21 protein-coding genes and 1 tRNA gene are annotated in these 20,439 nt (G+C 70.4%); 11 read left to right on the forward strand and 11 right to left on the reverse strand.

Features of this window, described 5'->3' with window-relative positions; all coding sequences use genetic code 11:
• Positions 1-32: 32 nt before the first annotated feature.
• From MJ607_RS12705 to MJ607_RS12720, 4 genes are read right to left on the reverse strand one after another with little or no spacing between them, the layout of a single operon-like run.
• Complete coding sequence (locus tag MJ607_RS12705; protein WP_243075961.1) at positions 33-1,442, reverse strand: FtsW/RodA/SpoVE family cell cycle protein; 1,410 nt, start codon at positions 1,440-1,442, stop codon at positions 33-35.
• Entirely contained in the window at positions 1,439-2,677 is a 1,239-nt protein-coding gene (locus MJ607_RS12710; RefSeq protein ID WP_243075962.1) for a PP2C family serine/threonine-protein phosphatase, read from the reverse strand. Before MJ607_RS12710 ends, MJ607_RS12705 begins: the two co-directional genes overlap by 4 nt.
• 17 nt (positions 2,678-2,694) lie before the next feature.
• Entirely contained in the window at positions 2,695-3,216 is a 522-nt protein-coding gene (locus MJ607_RS12715) for an FHA domain-containing protein (protein WP_243075963.1), read from the reverse strand.
• Positions 3,213-3,959, reverse strand: coding sequence for a DUF3662 and FHA domain-containing protein (locus MJ607_RS12720; protein ID WP_243075964.1), 747 nt, complete (start codon positions 3,957-3,959; stop codon positions 3,213-3,215). Before MJ607_RS12720 ends, MJ607_RS12715 begins: the two co-directional genes overlap by 4 nt.
• A gap of 147 nt (positions 3,960-4,106) precedes the next feature.
• Here MJ607_RS12720 and MJ607_RS12725 point away from each other — a divergent pair.
• The 3 genes from MJ607_RS12725 (at position 4,107) to MJ607_RS12735 (ending at position 5,194) form a co-directional block, all read left to right on the forward strand.
• Positions 4,107-4,190 (forward strand) — tRNA-Leu (locus tag MJ607_RS12725).
• Positions 4,191-4,315: 125 nt separating this feature from the next.
• Complete coding sequence (locus tag MJ607_RS12730) at positions 4,316-4,756, forward strand: hypothetical protein (RefSeq protein ID WP_243075965.1); 441 nt, start codon at positions 4,316-4,318, stop codon at positions 4,754-4,756.
• Positions 4,757-4,765: 9 nt separating this feature from the next.
• Entirely contained in the window at positions 4,766-5,194 is a 429-nt protein-coding gene (locus MJ607_RS12735) for a MerR family transcriptional regulator (RefSeq protein ID WP_243075966.1), read from the forward strand.
• Positions 5,195-5,206: 12 nt separating this feature from the next.
• Here MJ607_RS12735 and MJ607_RS12740 read toward each other — a convergent pair whose 3' ends face one another.
• Positions 5,207-5,698 (reverse strand): GNAT family N-acetyltransferase, encoded by a 492-nt coding sequence (locus MJ607_RS12740; protein WP_243075967.1) that lies wholly within the window; start codon positions 5,696-5,698, stop codon positions 5,207-5,209.
• A gap of 38 nt (positions 5,699-5,736) precedes the next feature.
• On the reverse strand, positions 5,737-6,378 hold the full coding sequence (locus tag MJ607_RS12745) for a GntR family transcriptional regulator (protein WP_243075968.1): 642 nt from the start codon (positions 6,376-6,378) through the stop codon (positions 5,737-5,739).
• 317 nt (positions 6,379-6,695) lie between these two features.
• Here MJ607_RS12745 and MJ607_RS12750 point away from each other — a divergent pair, with 317 nt between their 5' ends.
• A complete protein-coding gene (locus MJ607_RS12750) occupies positions 6,696-6,902 on the forward strand; it encodes a cold-shock protein (RefSeq protein ID WP_243075969.1) in 207 nt (68 codons plus the stop codon).
• A gap of 69 nt (positions 6,903-6,971) precedes the next feature.
• Here MJ607_RS12750 and MJ607_RS12755 read toward each other — a convergent pair whose 3' ends face one another.
• The 5 genes from MJ607_RS12755 to MJ607_RS12775 are packed head-to-tail and all read right to left on the reverse strand — an operon-like array spanning position 6,972 to position 12,979.
• The gene (locus tag MJ607_RS12755) at positions 6,972-9,008 is read right to left on the reverse strand and encodes a bifunctional lysylphosphatidylglycerol flippase/synthetase MprF (protein ID WP_243075970.1); all 2,037 of its coding nucleotides are present in this window, start codon (positions 9,006-9,008) and stop codon (positions 6,972-6,974) included.
• Complete coding sequence (locus MJ607_RS12760; RefSeq protein WP_243075971.1) at positions 9,008-10,270, reverse strand: hypothetical protein; 1,263 nt, start codon at positions 10,268-10,270, stop codon at positions 9,008-9,010. The genes MJ607_RS12755 and MJ607_RS12760 overlap by 1 nt, the downstream gene beginning before the upstream one ends.
• Positions 10,263-10,946, reverse strand: coding sequence for an HAD hydrolase-like protein (locus MJ607_RS12765; protein WP_243075972.1), 684 nt, complete (start codon positions 10,944-10,946; stop codon positions 10,263-10,265). The genes MJ607_RS12760 and MJ607_RS12765 overlap by 8 nt, the downstream gene beginning before the upstream one ends.
• A 48-nt stretch (positions 10,947-10,994) precedes the next feature.
• The gene (gene nucS / locus MJ607_RS12770; protein WP_243075973.1) at positions 10,995-11,711 is read right to left on the reverse strand and encodes an endonuclease NucS; all 717 of its coding nucleotides are present in this window, start codon (positions 11,709-11,711) and stop codon (positions 10,995-10,997) included.
• 35 nt (positions 11,712-11,746) lie between these two features.
• Positions 11,747-12,979: an MFS transporter gene (locus MJ607_RS12775; RefSeq protein WP_243075974.1), complete on the reverse strand. Its 1,233-nt coding sequence runs from the start codon at positions 12,977-12,979 to the stop codon at positions 11,747-11,749.
• Positions 12,980-13,039: 60 nt separating this feature from the next.
• On the opposite strand from MJ607_RS12775, the gene MJ607_RS12780 reads away from it, so the two are divergent.
• The 7 genes from MJ607_RS12780 to mnhG all read left to right on the forward strand — a co-directional run bounded on the left by MJ607_RS12780 (position 13,040) and on the right by mnhG (position 20,425).
• Entirely contained in the window at positions 13,040-14,083 is a 1,044-nt protein-coding gene (locus tag MJ607_RS12780) for a LacI family DNA-binding transcriptional regulator (protein ID WP_243075975.1), read from the forward strand.
• A gap of 104 nt (positions 14,084-14,187) precedes the next feature.
• Positions 14,188-17,139, forward strand: a complete 2,952-nt coding sequence (locus MJ607_RS12785; protein WP_243075976.1) for a Na+/H+ antiporter subunit A — start codon at positions 14,188-14,190, stop codon at positions 17,137-17,139.
• Positions 17,136-17,675 (forward strand): Na(+)/H(+) antiporter subunit C, encoded by a 540-nt coding sequence (locus tag MJ607_RS12790; RefSeq protein WP_243075977.1) that lies wholly within the window; start codon positions 17,136-17,138, stop codon positions 17,673-17,675. The genes MJ607_RS12785 and MJ607_RS12790 overlap by 4 nt, the downstream gene beginning before the upstream one ends.
• Entirely contained in the window at positions 17,672-19,228 is a 1,557-nt protein-coding gene (locus tag MJ607_RS12795; RefSeq protein ID WP_243075978.1) for a Na+/H+ antiporter subunit D, read from the forward strand. The genes MJ607_RS12790 and MJ607_RS12795 overlap by 4 nt, the downstream gene beginning before the upstream one ends.
• Positions 19,225-19,803, forward strand: coding sequence for a Na+/H+ antiporter subunit E (locus tag MJ607_RS12800; RefSeq protein WP_243075979.1), 579 nt, complete (start codon positions 19,225-19,227; stop codon positions 19,801-19,803). Before MJ607_RS12795 ends, MJ607_RS12800 begins: the two co-directional genes overlap by 4 nt.
• Positions 19,800-20,072 (forward strand): monovalent cation/H+ antiporter complex subunit F, encoded by a 273-nt coding sequence (locus MJ607_RS12805; RefSeq protein WP_243075980.1) that lies wholly within the window; start codon positions 19,800-19,802, stop codon positions 20,070-20,072. The genes MJ607_RS12800 and MJ607_RS12805 overlap by 4 nt, the downstream gene beginning before the upstream one ends.
• Positions 20,069-20,425: a monovalent cation/H(+) antiporter subunit G gene (gene mnhG / locus MJ607_RS12810; protein ID WP_243075981.1), complete on the forward strand. Its 357-nt coding sequence runs from the start codon at positions 20,069-20,071 to the stop codon at positions 20,423-20,425. Before MJ607_RS12805 ends, mnhG begins: the two co-directional genes overlap by 4 nt.
• The last annotated feature ends 14 nt before the right edge of the window (positions 20,426-20,439 follow it).

Genomic DNA, 20,439 nt, shown 5'->3' on the forward strand with positions numbered 1-20,439 from the left:
GGCCGGGAAGCGGCCGTATCGAAGGGCTTTCGTCACCCGATCACCACCCGCGGTCGGCTGCGCACGGCGTCCGAGATGCGCAGGAGCAGCGCGACGATGATCCAGTTCGCGACGAGCGACGATCCGCCGGCTGCGAGGAACGGGGTCGTGAGTCCCGTGAGCGGGATGACGCGGGTGACGCCTCCGACCATGATGAACACCTGCAGCGCGATCGTGAACGAGAGACCCGTCGCGAGGAGCTTGCCGAAGTCGTCCTGTCCCGCGAGGCCGATGCGGATGCCGCGGCTCGCGAACACCATGTACAGGCACAGGATCGCGAAGACCCCGATGAGGCCCAGCTCTTCGCCGAGGCTCGGCAGGATGTAGTCGCTCTGGGAGAGCGGCGTGATGTAGGGGCGGCCCTGGCCGAGGCCCGTGCCGACGAGCCCGCCCTGCGCGAGGCCGAAGATGCCCTGCACGAGCTGATAGCTGCCGCCCGTCGCCTCGATGACGTCGGGGTTGAAGGCGTCGAGCCAGTTCTGGAACCGGCCCTGCACGTACGGCAGCACGCGCGACGCGAGGAAGGCGCCCACGAAAGCGAGGCCGACGCCGATGACGACCCAGCTCGTCTTGCCGGTCGCGACGTAGAGCATCGCGACGAACATGCCGAAGATGAGCAGGCCCGTGCCCAGGTCGCGCTGCAGGACGATGATCGCGAGCGAGACGAGCCAGATGACCAGGAGCGGCCCCAGCTCACGCGCGCGCGGCCACGTCATACCGAGGAAGCGCGTGCCGACCGAGCTGAGCGACTCACGCGTGCGCACGAGGTAGCCGGCGAAGAAGATGCCGAGGGCGATCTTCGCGAGCTCACCGGGCTGGAACGAGAAGATGCCGAGGTCGACCCACACGTCGGCGTTGGCGTCCGCGCCGAGCCCCGGAATGATCGGCAGCAGCAGCAGCAGGATGCCGACGAGGCCCGCGATGTAGGTGTAGCGGAAGAGCACGCGGTAATTGCGCAGGAAGACCACGACGAGCACGGCGCCGACGACCGCGATGGCCGTCCACGCCAGCTGGCGCGTCGAGGCGGCGTCCCACCCGTGCAGCTCGACCGCGATGTCGATGCGGTAGATCATCGCGATGCCGAGGCCCGTCAACAGCGTCGCGATCGGCACGACGAAGGGATCGGCATCCCTCGCCCGCAGGCGCAGCACGATGTGCAGGGCGAGAACGAGCGCCGTGAGCCCGCCGCAGTACACGAGGAAGAGCCAGTCGATCGCGTCCGTCGCACCGAGCTGGACGAGGGCGACCGCGCCGGCGTTGATCGTGAACGCGAAGATCAGCAGCGCGAGCTCGCGGTTGCGCTGCGTCTGCGGAACCCGGATGCGCCCGAGCGCGCGGACGACGCTCGTGTCGGCGTTGACCGCGTTCACGGGGCTCGTGGCGTTCGAATCGGCAGGCGTCATCCGCTCGTCCCCGTCGAATCGGCGAGACTCGCGACGATCCGCTGCGCGTGCTGCAGCGACGACGCGGGGATCGTCTGCTCCACCGTCGCCCGTGCGAACTCCGAGAGGTCGTCGAGCGGGATGCCGGTGTCCTGGTAGGGCGTCGAGAGAGAGATCGGCCCGAGATCCTGCTGGATGCCCTGGTAGATCACGACGGTGTCCTCGTCAGAGCCCACGAAGTAGCGGGTCTGCGTCCACTGGTAGGCGAGTCCGATCGCGGCCGAGAGCAGCAGGAGGGCGAGCGCGACGCCGACGATCCAGCCGATCCGGCGACGGCGGCTGCGCCGTCGGTCCTCTTCGATGAGCTCCTCGAGGAACTCGGCGGCCGGCTCGAAGTGCGACGGCTCGTTCGCGGCCTGCCGCACGGGGTGCAGCCAATTGCCGCGGCCGGAGCGGGCCGCCGGCACCTCGATGCCGAGCGGATTCGAGGCGGACCCCACGATCGTGGGGGTTCCCGAGAAGAGCGGATGCTGCCCCCCGACATCCACGAGGACGATCGTGACGTTGTCGGGCGCCCCGCCGTCGAGCGCCTGCCGCAGCAGATTGTCGGCCGTGCGGCCCGGCGGGAGCCCCTGCGCGAGCGCCTTCTGCATGTGCGGCTCGTCGACGACGCCGGAGAGGCCGTCGGAGCACAGCAGCCACCGGTCACCCGGCTGCGTCGGCATGATGAACGTGTCGACCTCGGGATCGGTGTCCATGTCGCCGAGCACGCGCATCAGGACGGACCGCCGCGGGTGGTAGCGCGCCTCTTCCGGAGTGATGCGTCCCGAGTCGACGAGGCGCTGCACGAAGGTGTGGTCGGTCGTGATCTGGGTCAGCGTCTCGTCGCGGTAGAGGTAGATCCGCGAGTCGCCGATGTGGGCGATGACGGCGTACTGGTCGACCATCACGAGCGCGCTGACCGTCGTGCCCATGCCCGCGAGCTCGGGCCGGATGCGGACCGTGTCGCTCAGCTCGCCGGCGGCATCCGAGATGGCCTCGCGCAGCGCCCGCTCGGCCTGCGACGTCGCGTCGTATGGCTGGTCGAGCAGCTGCAGGCGTGCGATCGCGAGGCTCGAGGCGACGTCGCCGCCCGCGTGCCCTCCCATGCCGTCGGCGACGGCGAACAGGTTCGATCCGGCATAGCCGGAGTCCTGATTGTTGGAGCGCACCTTGCCGGTGTGCGAGATCGCGACGCTCGAGCCCTGGAAGACCATATGCCGGTGGACCGCCGCTACTTCCGCATTTCGAAGGTCGTGGCGCCCACCTTGATGGGTGCGCCGACGACGATCGGGACGGGAGTCGTGACGCGGACACCGTCGTGCCACGTGCCGTTGGTCGAGTCGAGGTCCTGCAGCATCCACTGGTCGCCCCACAGCAGCAGGCGCGCGTGGTGGCTCGAGGTGTAGTCGTCGCGGATCACGAGACCCGACTCGCTCGAGCGGCCGATCGTGAGGGGCTCGGTGCCGAGCGGCAGCTCGAGGCCCGCCTTGGGTCCGCTCGTGATGACGATGCGCGACGCGGTCGCGGTGGTCGCCTTGCCGCCCTTCACGGGCGCCGCGGGAGCAGGAGCGGGGCCGGATGCCGTCGCCCGGGCCGGTGCAGGAGCGGGCGTCGCCGCAGCCTGCGGCTCGGGCATGCGCCGCACCTTGACCCCGAAGAGGTCGGCCCGCAGCGAATAGACGACCGCGAACACGAAGGCCCACAGCAGCACGAGGAAGCCGATGCGCAGGAGGAGGAGCGTCAGCTCGCTCACGGCAGGGGCCCTCCTTCGCGGATGTCGAACGCGCGCGTGACATCGGACGGCAGTGGCGGCTTGGGAGGCAGCGACGGCGCGGCCTGTGCGATGACGTGGAAGACGATGTCTGTGCGGCCGATCGTGACGGTCGAGTCGGGCGCGAGCGCCGCCTCGCTCACCTTGCGCCCATCGAGAAGTGTGCCGTTGGTCGAGTTCATGTCGCGCACCATCGCGCGCGAGCCGTCCCACAGTATCTCGACGTGCCGCCTGCTGGTGCCCGCGTCGGCGATCGTGATGTCGGCGTCGCTTCCGCGGCCGATGACGGTGCGCGCTTTGACGAGTGGATGCCGCGTCCCCGCGATGTCGACGACGCCGCGCCACGACACGCGGCCCTCCGCCGACGCGGAGTCGACGCGGAGCGTTCCCGTCGAGAGCTGGTCGTCGCGCTCGAGCGAGATCGTCACGGGGCCCGCGAACGAGTACCCCTGCGCCTTCGCGTGCTTCTGCACGAGCGTGTCGAGCTCGTGGCCCAACGCCGAGCCGAGCGACGCCATCTTGTCGTCGTCGGCGGGCGAGAGGCGCACCGTGAACGAGTTGGGCGCCAGAATGCGGTCGCGGCTGACGACAGCGGCCTTCTTGTCGAGCTCGCTCCGAAGGGCGGAAGCGATCTCGACAGGTTGAATGCCGCTGCGGAAGGTCTTCGCGAACGCGCTGTTCACTGCGCGCTCGAGACCCTTCTCGAAGCTGTCAAGTAGTCCCACAAGACTCCTCAGGCAGGCGGGCCGGTGCGTACATGCTAGTCAACGTGGCTGGGATGCCCGTGGACGGCTGTCGTTCGATTCGGGTGGTCCGTGTCTCCGTGATATCCTCGGGAGGTTGATCCGCGGCGGCTTCGGAAGCCGCGGTTCGCGCGAGTGGCGGAATAGGCAGACGCGCTGGCTTCAGGTGCCAGTGCCCGAAAGGGCGTGGGGGTTCAACTCCCCCCTCGCGCACGAAATGGAGATGGCCCCCGGTTCACCGGGGGCCATCTCCATTCCTGCGCATGGTGCTGCTGTGAACTCCACTGGGCGGGCCCGACTTGACTCTGCACCCGGGTGCAGGCTCCACGATCGGTGGCATGACCCACGCACAGCTCATCAGGATCGTCCGGGCATCCGCCGTCTACGACCTCGTCGTGACGTCCCTCTTCGCGCTCCCGTTCACGGCCCGGTGGCTCTTCGATGCGCTCGCGGCGCTGCACGATCAGCTCGGATTGCCGGGCACGACGCCCGATTCGGGCGATGTCTACGCCGTCATGTTCGCGAATCTGATGGGCGGGCTCGTCGTCGTCTGGTCGATCCTCCGCCTCGTCCGTCCGTCGTTCGCCGCGGGGACCGCCGACATCGGCGCCCGCGTCTTCTTCTCGATCGGCATGCTGAGCGCGCTCGCCGCGGGGGCCTCGCCCCTCGTCGCCGTCATGCTCGTCCTCGAGCTCGCGTGGGCCCTCGTCCAGGGTGCAGCCGTCGCCGTGCGCGCGAGGCAGCGCCGGGCGGGCGCGCTCGCCGGGGTAGCGGCCTAGGTTGGGACGATGCGGATCGCAGAGCTCTCCCGTCGCGCCGGAGTCAAGGTGTCGACCATCCGCTATTACGAGCGCTGCAGCGTGCTCCCCGAGCCCGACCGCACGGGGACCGGCTATCGCGACTACGACGAGGAGTCGCTGCGCTACGTGAGGTTCCTGCGTCGCGGGCAGGAGCTCGGCTTCACCCTCGCCGAGCTCGCCGAGTTCGCGGGCTACTCGGCGCAGGCGCGACGCGGCACCGTGAGTCGAGCGGATGTCGCCGCGGTCGCCGAGGCGAAGCTGAGAGATCTCGACAGTCGCATCGACGACCTGCGCCGCACGCGCGCCGCCGTCCAGAGTCTGCTCGCGGTCGAGTGCATCGACCCGGACGCGCCGTGCCCCGTCGTCTCGGCACTCGCCGACGCGCCCTCGTCCGCGCGGGCGAACCGGAGCGCGTGAAGCAAGGAGCGCTCAGGCCCCGTCGAGAGCCGGCACGAGCGTCAGGAGCGCTTCCTCCACGTCGCGGCCGACGCCCGGCGCATACGAGAGCGTCCGCGACACCTCGGTGAAGCCGCAGTGCTCGAGCACCGCGAGGGACCGGGCGTTGTGCACCGCGGTGCGGGCGAAGAGCGGCCGGATCGGCTCGCGCGCGATCAGCAGGCGCAGCGCCGCGGTCGCGACGCCGCGGCCCCACGCGTGCCGCGCGATCCAGAACGTCACCTCGCGGTCGCCGTCCACGGTGAACACCCCCGCGGTTCCTGCGAACCCGCCGCGCTCGGTGACGACGAGCAGCGCGACATCCGTCGACGCGCGCTCGCGCGCGATCCACGCGTCGAAGGCAGCCCGGTCGTCGGGGTCGGATGCCGTGAACGCGGCCATCTCGACGGCCTCGGCGTCGCGCATCATCTCGAAGATCGCGTCGAGGTCGTCGTCGTCCAGCTCGCGCAGCTCTATGTGGGCCACGCGCCCACCGTAGCGAGCCCTCTCGCTCACGTGAACCCTCAGGCCAGGCCGTGCACGGCGCGCAGCGCCCGCTCGGCGGCATCGCCGTCGCGTGCGGCCACGGCGCTGCGGAAGGCGAGGTAGGCGTCCGTGCGCGCGATGGGACACTCCAGAAGCGGATTCCAGCCGCGCAGATTGCGACGGATCGCGATCTCGGCCTCGTCCATGAGCCGACGGAACGCCCGATTGTCGGTCGCGAGGGTCATTGCCTCGAACAGGTCGGCGCTCGCGTCGATGACGGCCGCGTGATCGTCGACGCGGGATGCCGCGATGATCGTGTCGATGTCGGCGAGCGCCTCGGCGAGCACTTCGTCGGAGCAGCGGCTCAGTGCGATGTGGACGACGTTGCCGAGGGCGAAGACCGCGAACTCGTGCGTCTCTGCGATGAGCTTCGCGTCAGGGATCGACACGCGCGTGTAGCGGTTGGGCGCCACTTCGACGAGGCCCGTGCGCTCGAGACGCTGCAACGCCTCGCGGACGGGCGTGCGGGACACGCCGAGCCATCCTGCGAGCTCGTGGTCGCGAAGGTGGGCGCCCGGTTGGAGGCGACCGTCGAGGATCGCCTCGCCGATGGCGCTGTGCACCTCGTCGCCGAGGACCTTCCCGTGCGGATTCACGGGCCTGAGCGGAGCGATGGTCATGGCGTGGACAAGTGTACGTCGGCGGGGAGACTCCTCCTGATCGACCGATATATCGGTAGAGTGTCGGTGTCGCGCTTCGGCGTGGCCTATCCGGGGGGATCCGTCGGCGCCCGGGCCTTTTGAGCTCTGCTCGGCCCGGGCGTTCGATGGTCGTGCCCACGATTCACCCGGTCGCAGGCGGAATTCAGCCTCGGTGACCGCTGCAACGTTTGTGTCACCTTCGGAAACCGGATTGGCGCGTTTTCGTCTGGCTTCGATAACGTGGTAAGGGTCGGCATCAAATCTTTGCCGGCGTAAAGAGCGAAGAACGGCATTTCATGAGCACGCAGGGCACCGTCAAGTGGTTCAACTCCGAGAAGGGCTTCGGCTTCATCGCGCCGGATGAGGGTGGCGCAGACGTCTTCGCGCACTACACCGCCATCCAGGCCGGCGGCTACCGCGCGCTGGAGGAGAACCAGCGCGTGGAGTTCGAGATCGCCCAGGGCCCCAAGGGCCTTCAGGCGGAGAACATCCGCCCCCTCTGAGCAGCGCACCCAAGCCGCCGGACCGCATCTGCGGAACGGCGGCTTTCGTGTTTCCCGGGTGGCGCCTCGTCAGTCCTTGTCGCCGCGGACGAGTTCGAGTCCCGCGCCCGCGAACTGCCGCAGTGTCGCATCCGGCAGGAATGCTCGGGTCAGCGCGGCGCCGATGCGCGTGAGGTCGCTCTCGTCGCGATAGAGGAGGTACATCGTCTCGTACCGAGGGTGGAACTTCTCTTTGAAGCGGTGCAGCGACTGGAAGCCGTACACCGGCTCGAGGATGCCGGCGAGCTTGTCGGTGAGGTCTGCGATGGGACCGGCATCCGGCGGGTGCTCGTGTGTCAGGGGTGCACCCGAGAGTGAGAGCACCTCGGCGCCCGCTTCGGAGAAGTGCTGCGCGGACGAGCCGATCAGGAACTCCATGACGGGTCCGAAGCCGCCTTCGCGGCGCCGCATGAGATCGAGCGTCCAGCCGCGCACGCCCCCGTCGGCGCCGTAGACAGGCAGCCACGACAGGAAGCCGTCGACGTCGCCGCGAGGCGAGATCGCGAGGGCGAGGCACACCTCCGGGTCCATGGCCTCGTCGAGCGTGCCGAGCGTGAAGCCCATCTCGGGCAGGCCCTTGTCGCCGACCCACATCTCGGAGATCGCCCGCAGCTGCTGCTGTACGCCCCACGGCTCGTCGGCGAGCCGCGTCATCCGGAACGTCATCTCCTCGCGCCCCGCGCGATTGATCGCGGTGCGCACCGAGTTCCACTTCTTGCCCGTGAACTGCAGACCGGGAAGATCGACGATCGTGTCGTCCGCGACCACGAGGCTGCGCCATCCGGCCGGCACCGCGTCCTTCGTCGCCCCGCCGGCGCTGAAGAAGCAGGGGACGAGTCCCGCGCGCTCGCTCGCATCGATGAACTCCCGGACGGACGCGGCGCGGGATGCCTCGGGCCCGAGCGGGTCCGCGAGTGCCAGGGCGACGCCGGACCGGCGCTGGAACGCCACGATCCCGTTCGTCGTGCGGGCGTAGCTGTTGCCGTCCCACGTCGTCATCCACGACAGGGTTCCGCCGCCCGTGCGCCGCAACTCGGCCTTGACGTCGGCGATCGAGGGAGCGGGCGGGATGCCGAGCGCGCCGCGGCGCCGCGCGCGGAAGGCGCGGCGGACCCAGACGAGGTACACGAAGAAGAGGAGCCACAGTGCCGAGGTCGCGAGCGTCACACTCGTGTCGCCGACGGAGTCGCGGAGATCGTCGGCGAAGGGGCTCACGAGGATCCCGACGATGAGGATCGCGGTCGCGATGTTGAGGAGCGCGTACGCGAGCGTCCACCCCCACGCCCAGCGGCGGCCGCGTCGCAGGCCGTCGGCGAAGAAGAGCACCACCACGACATCGATCGCGACATCGATCCAGGGCCCGCCGACGGCATCCGTGTGCCCGAACATCCCGTCCGTCGGCACCAGCACCGTGATGAGCTCGACCGCGCCCAGGGTCAGCGCGACGACGAACGCGATGAGGCGCTGCTCGCGGATCGTCGTGCGCTGGATGCGCAGCGAGCGGTCGACGAAGAGCACGAGGAGCACCGCGAGGGCGTGCTCGAGGTCGGCGAGGGCGCCCCAGAAGAAGAGCGCGACGAACACCGCGCCCAGCAGCACGAGCCACGCGCGCACGCGCCACGGCTGGCGCAGCAGCCCGACCGCGGCGGCGATGCACGCCAGCGTCCCGCCGGAAGGGCCCACATCGAGCGCGAGCGCCTGCTCCTGCGCCCACACCCACGGCAGCGGTGAGAGGACGAGCAGGAGCAGGGCGGAGGCGAGGACCGCGAAGAGCTGGCCGACGGCGAAGTACGCGAGCGCGACTCGCGTCCCGCGGCGCAGCTCGAGGTAGGCCATTCCCCCGAAGCTCGCGAGCGTGAACACGTAGACCCACGGCTGATCGACGAAGAACGTGCCCGTCACGGGCGTCCACCAGCGGCCCGCCGTGAACGCCGGCAGTCCGTACGCGACGGCGTCGAAGACGGTGCTCTCTTCGAACGGGCGCCACAGGCCCTGCCACACGACGCCGGCGACCAGGAGCAGGCCGACGAGGGTCAGGGTTCCCGGCAGACGTGCGACGACGCGCATCAGCGAGCCCCGGCGCGGTCGTAATCGGCCAGTGCCTTGGCGTCTTCGGCCTCGCGCATCGCGCGGCGGGCCGCGTCGAGCGCCGAGACGGGATCCTGCGCCTGGCGCGCGTCGGCGAGATCCCGCTGCGCCGACAGCAGCCGCAGTCGCGCCGATGCGGAGTGGGCATGGACGACGGATGCCTCGGCCTGCGCGATCGCGGCCCGCGCTGCCGCGAGGGTACCGGGCAGCGCGGTGCGTGCGCCGCGGAGTCGCTGCTGGGCCGTGCGGGCATCGCCCAGCGCGAGATCGAGCCGATCGCGCAGGCGTGCGATGCGGTCGATCGTCCGCGTCGGAGTGCGGGCCGCGTCGGTCTGGAGGGCGTCGAGCTGTTCCGTGATCGCTCGCACCTCGGTCTGCAGGCGGGCGGCGTCGCCGGGCTCGAGATGCTCCGCGATCGTGATCGCCTGGCGCAGCGCCGCGCGCGCCGCGTCGAACTCTCCGGGGATGGCCTGCGAGGCCTGCGTCACGAGCCGGTGCGTCTCCTCGAGCGTGCGCGCGTCGACCTCGGCGAGACGCAGGGAGCGCTCTGCCGCCGCGAGGTCGGCAAGGGCGGTGCGCGAGGGATCGCTCGCCTCTTCGGCCGCGCGGGTGAGTATGCGTTCGGCGGCATCCGCCTCGGACATCGCCGATTCTGCCGCGCGCGCGGCATCCCGCCACTCGTCCTCGGCGTAGCGGGACTCGAGCTCTGCGACGAGCCGGCGGGGATCGCCCATCGACGCGCGCAGCGCGGTCAGGCGCTGCTGCTCCCTGACGAGCTGCTGCGCCGCCGACACGTTCGCCTGCATCCAGGCCGCGTGCTCGGCGCGCGCCCGCTGGATCGTGCCGAGCGACTCGGCCACCGTCCGCTCGATGCGGGACGCCGTCTTGCGGACGAGGTCCGGCGCGACGCCGGGTGTCCCGGTCGCGCGATAGTCCTCGAACGCGCGGTCGCGCGCGTGCTGCGCCGTGAGCCGCGCGCGGCGCAGCGACGTGGGGGCTTCGCCGCCGTAGAGCGCCCCCGAGAGCCCAACCTCGAGCTCGAGCTCGGCCACGGCATCGTCGAGGCGCACGAGCGAGGCGCCGGCGCGCTCGCGGTCCGCGAGCGCCGCGGCCCGGGCGCGCGGCGACCGGCGCGCGCGGCGGACGAGCCAGGTCGTCACGACGACGAGGAGCGCCGTGACGCCGAACACCACGAGCGCGGGGATGATCCACCCCAGCGCGCTCGCGATGAGTTCAGGCATTCGTGTCGTCTACCAGCAGGAGGGCTCGGAGCTCGGTGGCGTCGTCGACGGCGGCCTGCGCACCGTCCGACTCGTGCGGCCAGCTGAATCCCCAGCGGACGAAGATGACGGGGACGCCGTGGACGGCGCCGCCCTCGACATCGTGGTGGCGGTCGCCCACGAGGACGGGTCGGCTGATGTCGGCGCCGGATGCCTCGAGCCTGCGCAGCGCCTCGGCGACGATGTCGGACTTGGCGCTGAGTGTGCGCTCATCGAGGGTCGCCCCGACGATCGCAGCGAGGTGCGGCGCGAGCCCGAAGTGGTCCATGAGGGCGTCGACCTGGATCTCGGGCTTCGAGCTGGCGGTCGCCTGCGGAACGCCGCACGCGCCGAGCTCGGCGATGAGCTCGCCGACGCCGGGGAAGAGCTTCGCGCCCGTCGTGTAGCCGTCGGCCCTGCCGAGGGTGCGGTAGAACGAGACGGCCTCTGTGGACTCGGCGGGCGTCATGCCGACGTTGACCTGGAAGGAGTCGTACATCGGCGGCCCGATCCAGTGCACGAGCTCGGCGCGCGTGGGCGGCTTCTTGCCGAAGTGCTCGAGTGTGATCTTCAGGCGGCGCAGGATTCCGTCCGAGGCATCCACGATGGTTCCGTCGACATCCCACAGGACACAGGTCCACGGCGATCGCATCGGCATGCGTTCAGCCTAGAGGGACGGGCCGCAGGGCTTTGAGGCCGGTGAGCGTCAGAAGAGGGTCGGGGTTCCGCTCTGGACGCCCTTCATGGCGTCGTAGTCGAGCAGGACCGTGTCGATGCCGCGATCGCCCGCGAGCGTCTTGGCCTGCGGGGCGATGCTCTGGGCGGCAAGCACACCGCGGACGGGTGCGAGGTGCGGATCGCGGTTGAGCAGCTCGAGGTAGCGCGTCAGCTGCTCGACGGCGTCGATGCCGGCCTTGCGCTTGACCTCGACGGCGACGTGGCGCACGGCGCCGGCCGCGAACTCGATCTCGACGCTGCGCAGCATGAGGTCGACGGGCCCGATCGCGGTCGGGAACTCCCGCCGAACGAGTGCGAGGTCGTCGCCGATGACCTCGACCTGCTCGGCGAGGAGGCGCTGCAGATCCGCCTCGACGCCGTCCTTGATGAGTCCCGGATCCACCCCGAGCTCGTGGGAGGTGTCGTGGATGACCTCGTGGATGCGCACGAGCAGGGCGTCGCCCGTCTTGGCGTGCGTGACACGCCACAGCTCGACGATCCCCTCGTCGGCGGCCTCGGCATCCGGAGCCTCGACCGTCAGCGTGCACGGCGGGCTCATCCAGTTCAGCGGCTTGTACGAGCCGCCGTCGGAGTGCACGAGCAGGCTGCCGTCGCCCTTGTGCACGAGCAGCCGGGTCGCGAGCGGAAGGTGCGCGTTGAGGCGACCCGAGTAATCGACGGAGCAGCGGGCGATGACCAGGCGCATCCGAAGAGCCTAGCCGCGCCGGTCCGCGGCGAGGGTCAGTGCGCCGACGGATGCCCCGCGCCGACCTTGGAGCCGGCGATGGGCTTGGCAGCGCCGGACGCGAAGCCCGACAGGGCGATGAGGCCCACGAGGATCCACAGCGTCGGGAGCAGCCCGATCTCGTGGCTGACCCACCCGAGGATGGGCGGGCCGCAGAGGAAGGCGATGTACCCGATCGTCGCGGCGGCGCTGACGGATGCCGCGGCCTTCGCGGGATCGTCGGCGGCGGCCGACATGCCGAGCGGGAAGCCGAGCGACGCACCCATTCCCCACAGCGCGACGCCGATCAGGGCGATGGGCGTCGACGGAGCGAGGATGAACAGGACGAGGCCCGTGCACGCCGTGATGGCGAGGATCCGGAGGGTCCAGACGCGGCCGAAGCGATCCACGAGCGGGCCGCCGAGCGCCCGGACGACCGTCATCGCGATGGAGAACACCGTGAGCGCGATCGCGCCCTGCGCCTCGGTGCCCCCGTGCCCGTCGACGACGGCGAGCGGCAGCCAGTCGTTCGCGCCGCCCTCGGCGAATGCCATGCCGAGCATGACCGCGCCGATCGCATACGTGCGCGGGTCGCGCCACACGGCGACGCTCGCAGCGAAGCGCTCGCGGCGCGTGGGCGCGTCGGCCACCGTGTCGTCGTTCGCCTCGCGCACGGGGACGAAGATGACGGCGAGGGCTCCGCCCGCCACCACGAGGGCGCCGATCGTCCACAGGTGGGGTGCGACGCCGATGCCCCATGCCGTCATCGCGACGCCGACGGCGGCGCCGGCGACCGTGCCGAAGCTGAAGAAGGCGTGGAACAGCGGCATGATCGTCTTGCCCGTGGCCTGCTCGACCGCGGCGCCCTCGACGTTCATCATGACGTCGGTCGCTCCCATGCCGAGGCCCATGAGCGCGAGGCCCACGGCCGTGACGGAGAAGAGGGCCGTGGAGTCGGCGCCGGCGCCCACGACGAGGATGCCGGCGGTGAAGATCGCGAGACCCACGAGGAGGCCGCGTCGCGCACCCCAGCGGGCGAGGATGACGTTCGCGAGCGAGAGGCCGAGGATCGACGCCGCTCCGGATGCGAACAGCAGGATGCCGACCTCGAAGTCGTTGATGCCGAGGTTCGACTTGACCGACGGGACGCGCGACGCCCATGTCGCGAAACCGAGGCCCATCGCGAAGAAGATCACGAAGATGGCCGTGCGCCAGGCGACGATTTGGCGACGGGCGAGCGCGGTGTCCATCAGAGCATGGTATCGAATCGATTCGACGTACGCCAAACCGGCCGAGTACTATCGAGCGCAATGAGCACCCGCCGCGCCACCATCGCCGACGTCGCCCGCGAAGCAGGGGTTTCGCCGTCGACGGCATCCGTCGTCTTCAGCGGCAAGACGCCCGTTTCGGATGCCACGAGACAGCGGGTGCTCGCCGCCGCCGAGTCCCTCGGCTACACGGGTCCCGATCCGCGCGCGGCGTCGCTGCGCCGCGGTCGCTCGGGCATCGTCGGGGTCGTCTTCGAGGAGCACCTCGGCCGGGCCTTCCAGGACCCCGTGAAGATCCTCATGATGGACGGCCTCACCGAGAGCGTCGCAGGGATGGGCGCGGGACTGCTCCTCCTGCGCGATCGGGGCGAGGCGGGTGCGCCGTCGCTCACGTCCGCGCCCGTCGACGCCGCCGTGCTCGTCGGGTGCAGCGGGCTCCTGCGCGAGTCGCTCGACGTCGTCCGGGCCCGCGGCATCCCGGTCGTCGTGATCGAAGGCGATGCGGGCGAGGGCATCCCTCGCGTCGGGCTCGACAACCGTGAGGCTCAGCGTCAGGCGGCCCACCATCTGCGCGGTCTCGGCCACGAGCGCGTCGTGATCGTCGCGCTGCCCGTCCGCAGCGAGTGGCCCGGGGGGTGGATCGATGAATCCGATCACGTCACGGTCGACGTCACGCGGGACCGCCTGCGCGGAGCGCGGGACGTGTTCCCGGGTGCACCGGCCTACGCCGCGGCCGGGAGCTTCATCGACGAGGGGCTGGCGGCCGGCCGCGTGATCTTCCGCGACCGCGAGAACAGGCCGACCGCCGTGATGGCACAGAGCGATCTGCTCGCGGCGGGCGTCATCCGCGCCGCCGAGGAAGCGGGGCTCCGGGTGCCCGAGGACGTCAGCGTCACGGGATTCGACGGCATCGTCGTGGACGGTCTCGCGCCGTACGAGCTCACGACGATCGTGCAGCCGATGGTCGACAAGGGCCGTGCGGCGGGCCAGGCGGTCGTCGCGATGCTGCGCGGCGACACCGCGGCATCCATCAGCTTCACGTGTGAATTCCGCGAGGGGAATACGACGGCGGAACCGCCTCGATGACCTCTCGGATGTCGCCCGCGAAGAGCCGCCGCCCCGCTCGCCGGTAGACTGGACGAGACCCCGAACGCCCGCGCCCCTGGCCGCGACCCCCGAGGAGGCCGCGCATGCTCATCCTCCTCGGCGCGTTCGCGGTGGTGCCCATCCTCCTGCCGTGGCTCGTCGGACGGATCGGTGCGCGCGCGTTCTACGTCGCGGCCGTGCTGCCCGTCCTGGCCTTCATCCAGGCCGCGATCGAGACGCCCGCCGTGCTGCGGGGCGACACGCCGTTCGAGACGTATTCGTGGATCCCCGCTCTCGGCATCCAGCTCTCGATGCGCATGGACACGCTCGGCTGGGTCATGGCGCTCATCGTCACGGGCGTCGGCGCGCTCGTCATGCTCTACTGCCGCTGGTACTTCCGTCCCGCTCCCGGTGCGGGCACTGCCGAGGGCGTCGGGCAGTTCGCCGCGGTGCTGCTCGCCTTCGCGGGCGCGATGTACGGCCTCGTGCTGACCGACGACCTCGTCGTGCTCGTGATGTTCTGGGAGATCACGAGCGTGCTGTCGTACCTGCTCATCGGCTACTACCACCGGCGCGGCGCGAGCCGCCGCGCAGCCCTGCAGGCACTCCTCGTGACGACCCTCGGCGGACTGGTGATGCTGATCGGCGTCGTGCTGCTCGTCGTCGAGGCGGGCACCTCGAGCCTGTCGACGATCCTCGCGGAGGCTCCGACGGGCTCGGTCGTCGATGCCGCGCTCGTGCTGATCCTCGTGGGGGCCCTCAGCAAGTCGGCGATCTTCCCCTTCCACTTCTGGCTCCCCGGCGCGATGGCCGCTCCGACTCCCGTCAGCGCCTACCTGCACGCCGCGGCGATGGTCAAGGCCGGCATCTATCTCATCGCGCGGCTCGCACCCGTCTTCGCGATCGCACCGCCGTGGCGGCCGATCGTCGTCTCGCTCGGTGTCTTCACGATGCTGCTCGGCGGATGGCAGGCGCTGCGCGAGTTCGACCTCAAGCGCATCCTCGCCTTCGGCACCGTGAGCCAGCTCGGACTCCTCACTGTCGTCCTCGGATTCGGAACGAGGGATGCCGCGCTCGCGGGTCTCGCATTGCTGATCGGGCATGCGCTCTTCAAGTCGAGCCTCTTCCTCGTCGTCGGCGTCATCGACCGTCAGCTGTCGACGCGCGACATCCGCGAACTGAGCGGCGTGGCCCGTCAGGCGCCCGTCATGGCGACGTTCTCTGCGATCGCGGTCGCCTCGATGATCGGCATCATCCCGACGATCGGCTTCGTCGCGAAGGAGAGCGCCCTCACGGCGCTGCTCTACGAGGCGTCGCACGGCTCGGTATGGGGCATCGTCGCGTTCACGGGCGTCGTGCTCGGCTCGGTGCTGACGGCCGGCTACGGCCTGCGCTTCCTGTGGGGCGCGTATGCCACCAAGCGCGACGCCGAGGGCACACGCATGCCCGACACCGAGTGGCCCGACCCGCCCATCGGCTTTCTCAGCGCCCCCGTCGTCCTCTCCGGCCTGACTGTCGTCGCAGGCTTCGCGGCCCCCCTGCTCGACCTCGTGCTCGCGCCGTACGCCGACACGGCGCCCTCATCGACGCCCGGCGTCGCCCCTCCCGAGCACACCGCCCACCTCGCGCTGTGGCACGGCCTGGAGCCGGCGCTGTGGATCTCGCTGCTCACGATCGTCGCGGGCGTCGGGGTCTTCGCCATCACGCGTCGCGTCGTGATCGCTCGCATCCTGCCCTTCACGGCCGCGGACGCCTACAACGCGACCCTGCGCGGCGTCGCGCGCGTCTCGGTGCTGACGACGACCTTCACACAGCGCGGCTCACTGCCGCTCTACGTCGGCACGATCTTCGTCGTGTTCGTCGCGGCCGAGGGCACGGTCCTGCTCGCCGGGGACGAGTGGCGCGCGGACTTCGAGGCCTACCAGACCCCCGCGCAGCTGCTCGTCGCGCCGCTCATGATCGCGGCGGGCATCATCGCGACACGAGCCCGGAAGCGCTACACGGGGGTCGTGCTCGTCTCGGTGACGGGCCTGGGCATGGTCGTGCTCTTCGCGACCAGCGGTGCGCCCGACCTCGCCCTGACCCAGATCCTCGTCGAGACGGTCACCCTCGTCGCCTTCGCCCTCGTGCTGCGCCGCATCCCATCGCGCCTCGGCGACCACAACGCCTCCGTCGCGCCGATCGCGCGCGCTGTGCTCGGCGTCGGCGTCGGGCTCACGATGGCGGTCGTCGCCCTCGCGGCGACGGGCGCACGCACCGCCGAGCCCATCTCGACGGCGTGGACAGACCTCGCGTACGGGCTCGGGCACGGCAAGAACGTCGTCAACGTCGCCCTCGTCGATCTGCGCGGGTGGGACACGATGGGCGAGCTCTCGGTGCTCATCGTCGCGGCGACGGGCGTGGCATCCCTCGTCTTCGTGACACACCGCTCGGACACGCTCTCGACCCTGACGGCGCCGCTGCCATTCGCAGCCTCGCGCACGCGGCGCCCGCTCGTCGAGACCGAGGACGGCGTGCGGCCGCAGACCGCCGACCTCAGCCATCGCCCGCGGGCCTGGCTCGTCGGCGGCCAGCGCGTGCGGCCCGAGAACCGCTCGATCATGCTCGAGGTCATCGTGCGGATCCTCTTCCACACGATCATCATCGTTTCGCTGTTCGTGCTCTTCGCGGGCCACAACCTGCCGGGCGGCGGGTTCGCGGGAGGCCTCGTCGCGGGCATGGCCCTCGTCATGCGCTACGTCGCGGGCGGGCGGTACGAGCTCGGCGCCGCGGCACCCACCGACGCGGGCCGCCTGCTCGGCGCCGGCATGACGATCGCCGTGCTGTGCGCCATGGCGCCTCTGCTGTTCGGGCTGCCGCCGCTCAAGAGCATGTTCTTCGAGCTGGAACTCGCGGGCATCGGCCACATCGAGTTCGTGACGTCGACGATCTTCGACATCGGCGTGTACCTCGTCGTGATCGGACTCGTGCTCGACGTGCTGCGCAGTCTCGGCGCCGAGGTCGATCGCCAGACGCTCGAGCTGCGCGCGGCCGGTGTGGGAGCGGGTGCCGCATGACCGTCTCGCTCGTCCTCATCGTGATCATGGCCGTGCTCTTCGCGTGCGGCGTCTACGCGATGCTCGAGCGCAGCCTCACGCGTGTGCTCATCGGCTTCCTCCTGCTGGGCAACGCAGCCAACCTGCTGCTGCTCATCGTCATGGGTCAGCCCGGCTCGGCGCCGTTCTACGGCGCGGAGGGTGCAGTGTCCGATCCGCTGCCCCAGGCCCTGACCCTCACGGCGATCGTCATCACGTTCGCCGTCTCAGCCTTCCTGCTCGCGCTCATCTACCGGTCGTGGCAGCTCGGCCAGGCCGACACCGTGACGGACGACGAGACCGACCTCGCGCTGCGCGGGCGACGCCTCGCGGCAGAGGAGACGATGGACGAAGAGGCCGAGATCGTGACCGAGGATGTGGCGACCGACTTCGTGGGCGTCGACACGGCGCCCATCACGGTGCTCGGCAGCCGCGACATCCCCTCTCTCCTCGACGACGCCCCTTCTGATCGCCTCGCCGACCGCAGGCCCCCGAAGGACGGAGGCGACGGCGCATGACGGCACTCGTCCCGCTCCTGACGACCCTCCCGCTGCTCGGTGCGGCGCTCGCGCTCATCGCGGGCCGCCACCGTCGCATCCAGGTCGGCGTCTCGATCGCGACGCTGAGCCTCGTCCTCGTGATCGCGGCGATCCTGCTGTACGTCGTCGACACGGGCGGCGTGCCGCTCGCCGTCTCGGTGGGCGGGTGGCCCGTCCCGTTCGGGATCGTGCTCTACGTCGACCGCCTCGCGGCGCTGCTCGTCGTCGTCTCGAGCATCGTGCTGCTCGCCGTCCTGCTCTTCTCGGTCAGTCAGGGCGCCGCAGACGGCGACGACGACACCCCCGTCTCGATCTTCCACCCGTCGTATCTGATCCTGGCGGCGGGCATCTTCACGGCCTTCATCGCGGGCGACCTGTTCAACCTCTACGTCGGGTTCGAGATCCTCCTCGTCGCGTCCTACGTGCTCATCACGCTCGGCTCGACGGAGTCCCGCATCCGCACGGGCGTGGTCTACATCGTCGTATCGCTCGTGTCGTCGATCCTGTTCCTCGCTGCGATCGCGATGATCTACGGCGCGCTCGGCACCGTCAACATGGCGCAGATCTCCGAGCGGATGACGCAGCTCCCGCCCGACACGCAGCTGCTGCTGCACCTCATGCTGCTGCTCGCGTTCAGCATCAAGGCCGCCGTCTTCCCGCTGTCGTTCTGGCTCCCGGACTCGTACCCGACGGCTCCCGCACCCGTCACGGCGGTCTTCGCGGGACTCCTCACGAAGGTCGGCGTCTACGCCCTCATCCGCACCGAGACGCAGCTGTTCGCCGAGAGCGACGTCAACATGCTCCTCATGATCGTGGCGCTCGCGACCATGATCGTGGGGGTTCTCGGCGCCGTCGCGCAGGCGGAGCTCAAACGCATCCTGTCGTTCACGCTTGTGAGCCACATCGGGTACATGGTCTTCGGGCTCGCGATCGCGACGCCCGCCGCGATCGGCGCGACGATCTACTACATGGTCCACCACATCGTGGTGCAGACGACGCTGTTCCTCGCGGTGGGCCTCGTCGAGCGCCGCGCCGGCAGCACGTCGATCCTGCGGGTCACGGGCCTCATGCGCGCGGCCCCCGTCATCGCGGTGCTCTACTTCATCCCCGCCATCAACCTCGGGGGGCTTCCGCCGTTCTCGGGCTTCATCGGCAAGTTCGCGCTCTTCGACGCGGCGGCGAAGGTCGGCACGCCGATCATGCTCGTCCTCATCGTGGGCGGCATCGTGACGAGCCTGCTCACGCTCTACGCCCTCATGCGCGCGTGGAACCTGTCGTTCTGGCGCGAAGAGGAGGACTCGGCCGAGACCGAGTCGCGCATCTCGTACCTCGGCGCCGCGCCCGCCGCCGCCATCGAGACCGAGCGGCGCGTCATCCCGCGCGTGATGACGCTCGCGACGGCCGGCATGGTCGCCGTGACGGTCGCGCTCACGATCTTCGCGGGTCCGCTCTACGACATCTGCGAGCGGATCGGCGCCTCGCTGCTCGAGCCGGTCAGTCTCTCGCAGCTGCAGGACGAGGTCGGGCAATGAGCCCCGACTCGCGCGTCGGCGCGCGGCGGCTCGCGACCACGGTGTGGCGGCAGCTGCCGTTCGTCGTCTGGCTTGTCGCTCTCTGGATGCTGCTGTGGGGCCAGCTCACGGTCGTCTCCTTCGTCACAGGCGTCATCGCCGCCATCTTCGTGACCCGGGTTTTCCGGCTGCCGCCCGTCGAGCTGTCGGGGCGCGTGAGCCCGGGGTGGGGCATCCTCTTCCTGCTCGAGTTCTTCGTCGCGCTCGTGCAGGGATCGCTCACTGTCGCGTGGCAGGTCTTCGACTTCCGCCGTCAACCCGGGGCGGCGATCATCGCGGTGCACCTGAGGATCGACGACGACCTCATCATGACCCACACGGCGGTCACGGCATCCCTCATCCCCGGATCCCTCATCGTCGACGCGGACCGCGATCGGCGCATCCTGTATCTGCACGTCATCGGCGTGCGCGACGACCGGGACGTCGAGCGGCAGCGCGCGAGCGTTCTGCACTGGGAGGCTCGCATCGTCCGGGCCGTGGGATCGCGCGCGCAGGTCGAGCGGATCGCCGCCGCCGAGCGGGGTGGTGCCTCGTGACGAGCATCCTCATCGGCGTCATCGCAGTCATCTTCGCGGCCTCGGCGCTGCTGACCCTGTGGCGGATCGTCAAGGGACCGTCGATCCTCGACCGCGCCGTCGCCGCCGACGTGCTGCTGACCCTCGTCATGTGCGCGCTCGGAGCCGAGATGGCGATCAATCACCACACGCGCACCCTCCCCGTGCTGCTCATCATCGCGGCCGTCGGAGTGTTCGGGTCGATCTCGATCGCGCGGTGGGTCGCCCGCCGGGACGGAGACGAGTCATGACCGAAGTCATCGACGTCATCGCGCTCGTGCTGATCCTGCTCGGCGCGATCCTGTGCCTGAGCGCAGCGGTCGGGCTGCTGCGCTTCCGCGACGTGCCGACGCGGCTGCACGCCGCGACGAAGCCGCAGGTGCTCGGCATGGTGCTCATCAGCCTCGCGATCGCGCTCTCGCTGCGGTCGTGGCCCGTCGTGGCGTTCCTCGTGCCGGTCGTGCTCATCCAGTTCGCGACGGCACCGCTGTCGGCGCACATGGTCGGCCGGCAGGCCTATCGCAACGGCACGATCGCACGGCATTCGCTCCACGTCGACGAGCTCGCCGAGCAGACCGAGACCCCGCCGGCCGCGGGCGGCTGAGCCGCGGCATCCGT

The sequence above is a fragment of the Microbacterium sp. SS28 genome (genome assembly GCF_022761035.1).
Lineage (GTDB): Bacteria > Actinomycetota > Actinomycetes > Actinomycetales > Microbacteriaceae > Microbacterium.

Excerpts from the sequence above, each read along its gene's own strand:
- MJ607_RS12755 (WP_243075970.1), bottom strand. The coding sequence starts at position 9,008 with ATGCGCGTCGTCGCACGTCTGCCGGGAACCCTGACCCTCGTCGGCCTG.
- MJ607_RS12710 (WP_243075962.1), bottom strand. The coding sequence starts at position 2,677 with ATGGTCTTCCAGGGCTCGAGCGTCGCGATCTCGCACACCGGCAAGGTG.
- MJ607_RS12745 (WP_243075968.1), bottom strand. The coding sequence starts at position 6,378 with ATGACCATCGCTCCGCTCAGGCCCGTGAATCCGCACGGGAAGGTCCTC.
- MJ607_RS12800 (WP_243075979.1), top strand. The coding sequence starts at position 19,225 with ATGAGCCCCGACTCGCGCGTCGGCGCGCGGCGGCTCGCGACCACGGTG.
- MJ607_RS12750 (WP_243075969.1), top strand. The coding sequence starts at position 6,696 with ATGAGCACGCAGGGCACCGTCAAGTGGTTCAACTCCGAGAAGGGCTTC.
- MJ607_RS12795 (WP_243075978.1), top strand. The coding sequence starts at position 17,672 with ATGACGGCACTCGTCCCGCTCCTGACGACCCTCCCGCTGCTCGGTGCG.
- MJ607_RS12790 (WP_243075977.1), top strand. The coding sequence starts at position 17,136 with ATGACCGTCTCGCTCGTCCTCATCGTGATCATGGCCGTGCTCTTCGCG.
- MJ607_RS12765 (WP_243075972.1), bottom strand. The coding sequence starts at position 10,946 with ATGCCGATGCGATCGCCGTGGACCTGTGTCCTGTGGGATGTCGACGGA.
- MJ607_RS12775 (WP_243075974.1), bottom strand. The coding sequence starts at position 12,979 with ATGGACACCGCGCTCGCCCGTCGCCAAATCGTCGCCTGGCGCACGGCC.
- MJ607_RS12785 (WP_243075976.1), top strand. The coding sequence starts at position 14,188 with ATGCTCATCCTCCTCGGCGCGTTCGCGGTGGTGCCCATCCTCCTGCCG.
- MJ607_RS12780 (WP_243075975.1), top strand. The coding sequence starts at position 13,040 with ATGAGCACCCGCCGCGCCACCATCGCCGACGTCGCCCGCGAAGCAGGG.
- MJ607_RS12730 (WP_243075965.1), top strand. The coding sequence starts at position 4,316 with ATGACCCACGCACAGCTCATCAGGATCGTCCGGGCATCCGCCGTCTAC.
- MJ607_RS12760 (WP_243075971.1), bottom strand. The coding sequence starts at position 10,270 with ATGCCTGAACTCATCGCGAGCGCGCTGGGGTGGATCATCCCCGCGCTC.
- nucS (WP_243075973.1), bottom strand. The coding sequence starts at position 11,711 with ATGCGCCTGGTCATCGCCCGCTGCTCCGTCGATTACTCGGGTCGCCTC.
- MJ607_RS12705 (WP_243075961.1), bottom strand. The coding sequence starts at position 1,442 with ATGACGCCTGCCGATTCGAACGCCACGAGCCCCGTGAACGCGGTCAAC.
- MJ607_RS12735 (WP_243075966.1), top strand. The coding sequence starts at position 4,766 with ATGCGGATCGCAGAGCTCTCCCGTCGCGCCGGAGTCAAGGTGTCGACC.
- mnhG (WP_243075981.1), top strand. The coding sequence starts at position 20,069 with ATGACCGAAGTCATCGACGTCATCGCGCTCGTGCTGATCCTGCTCGGC.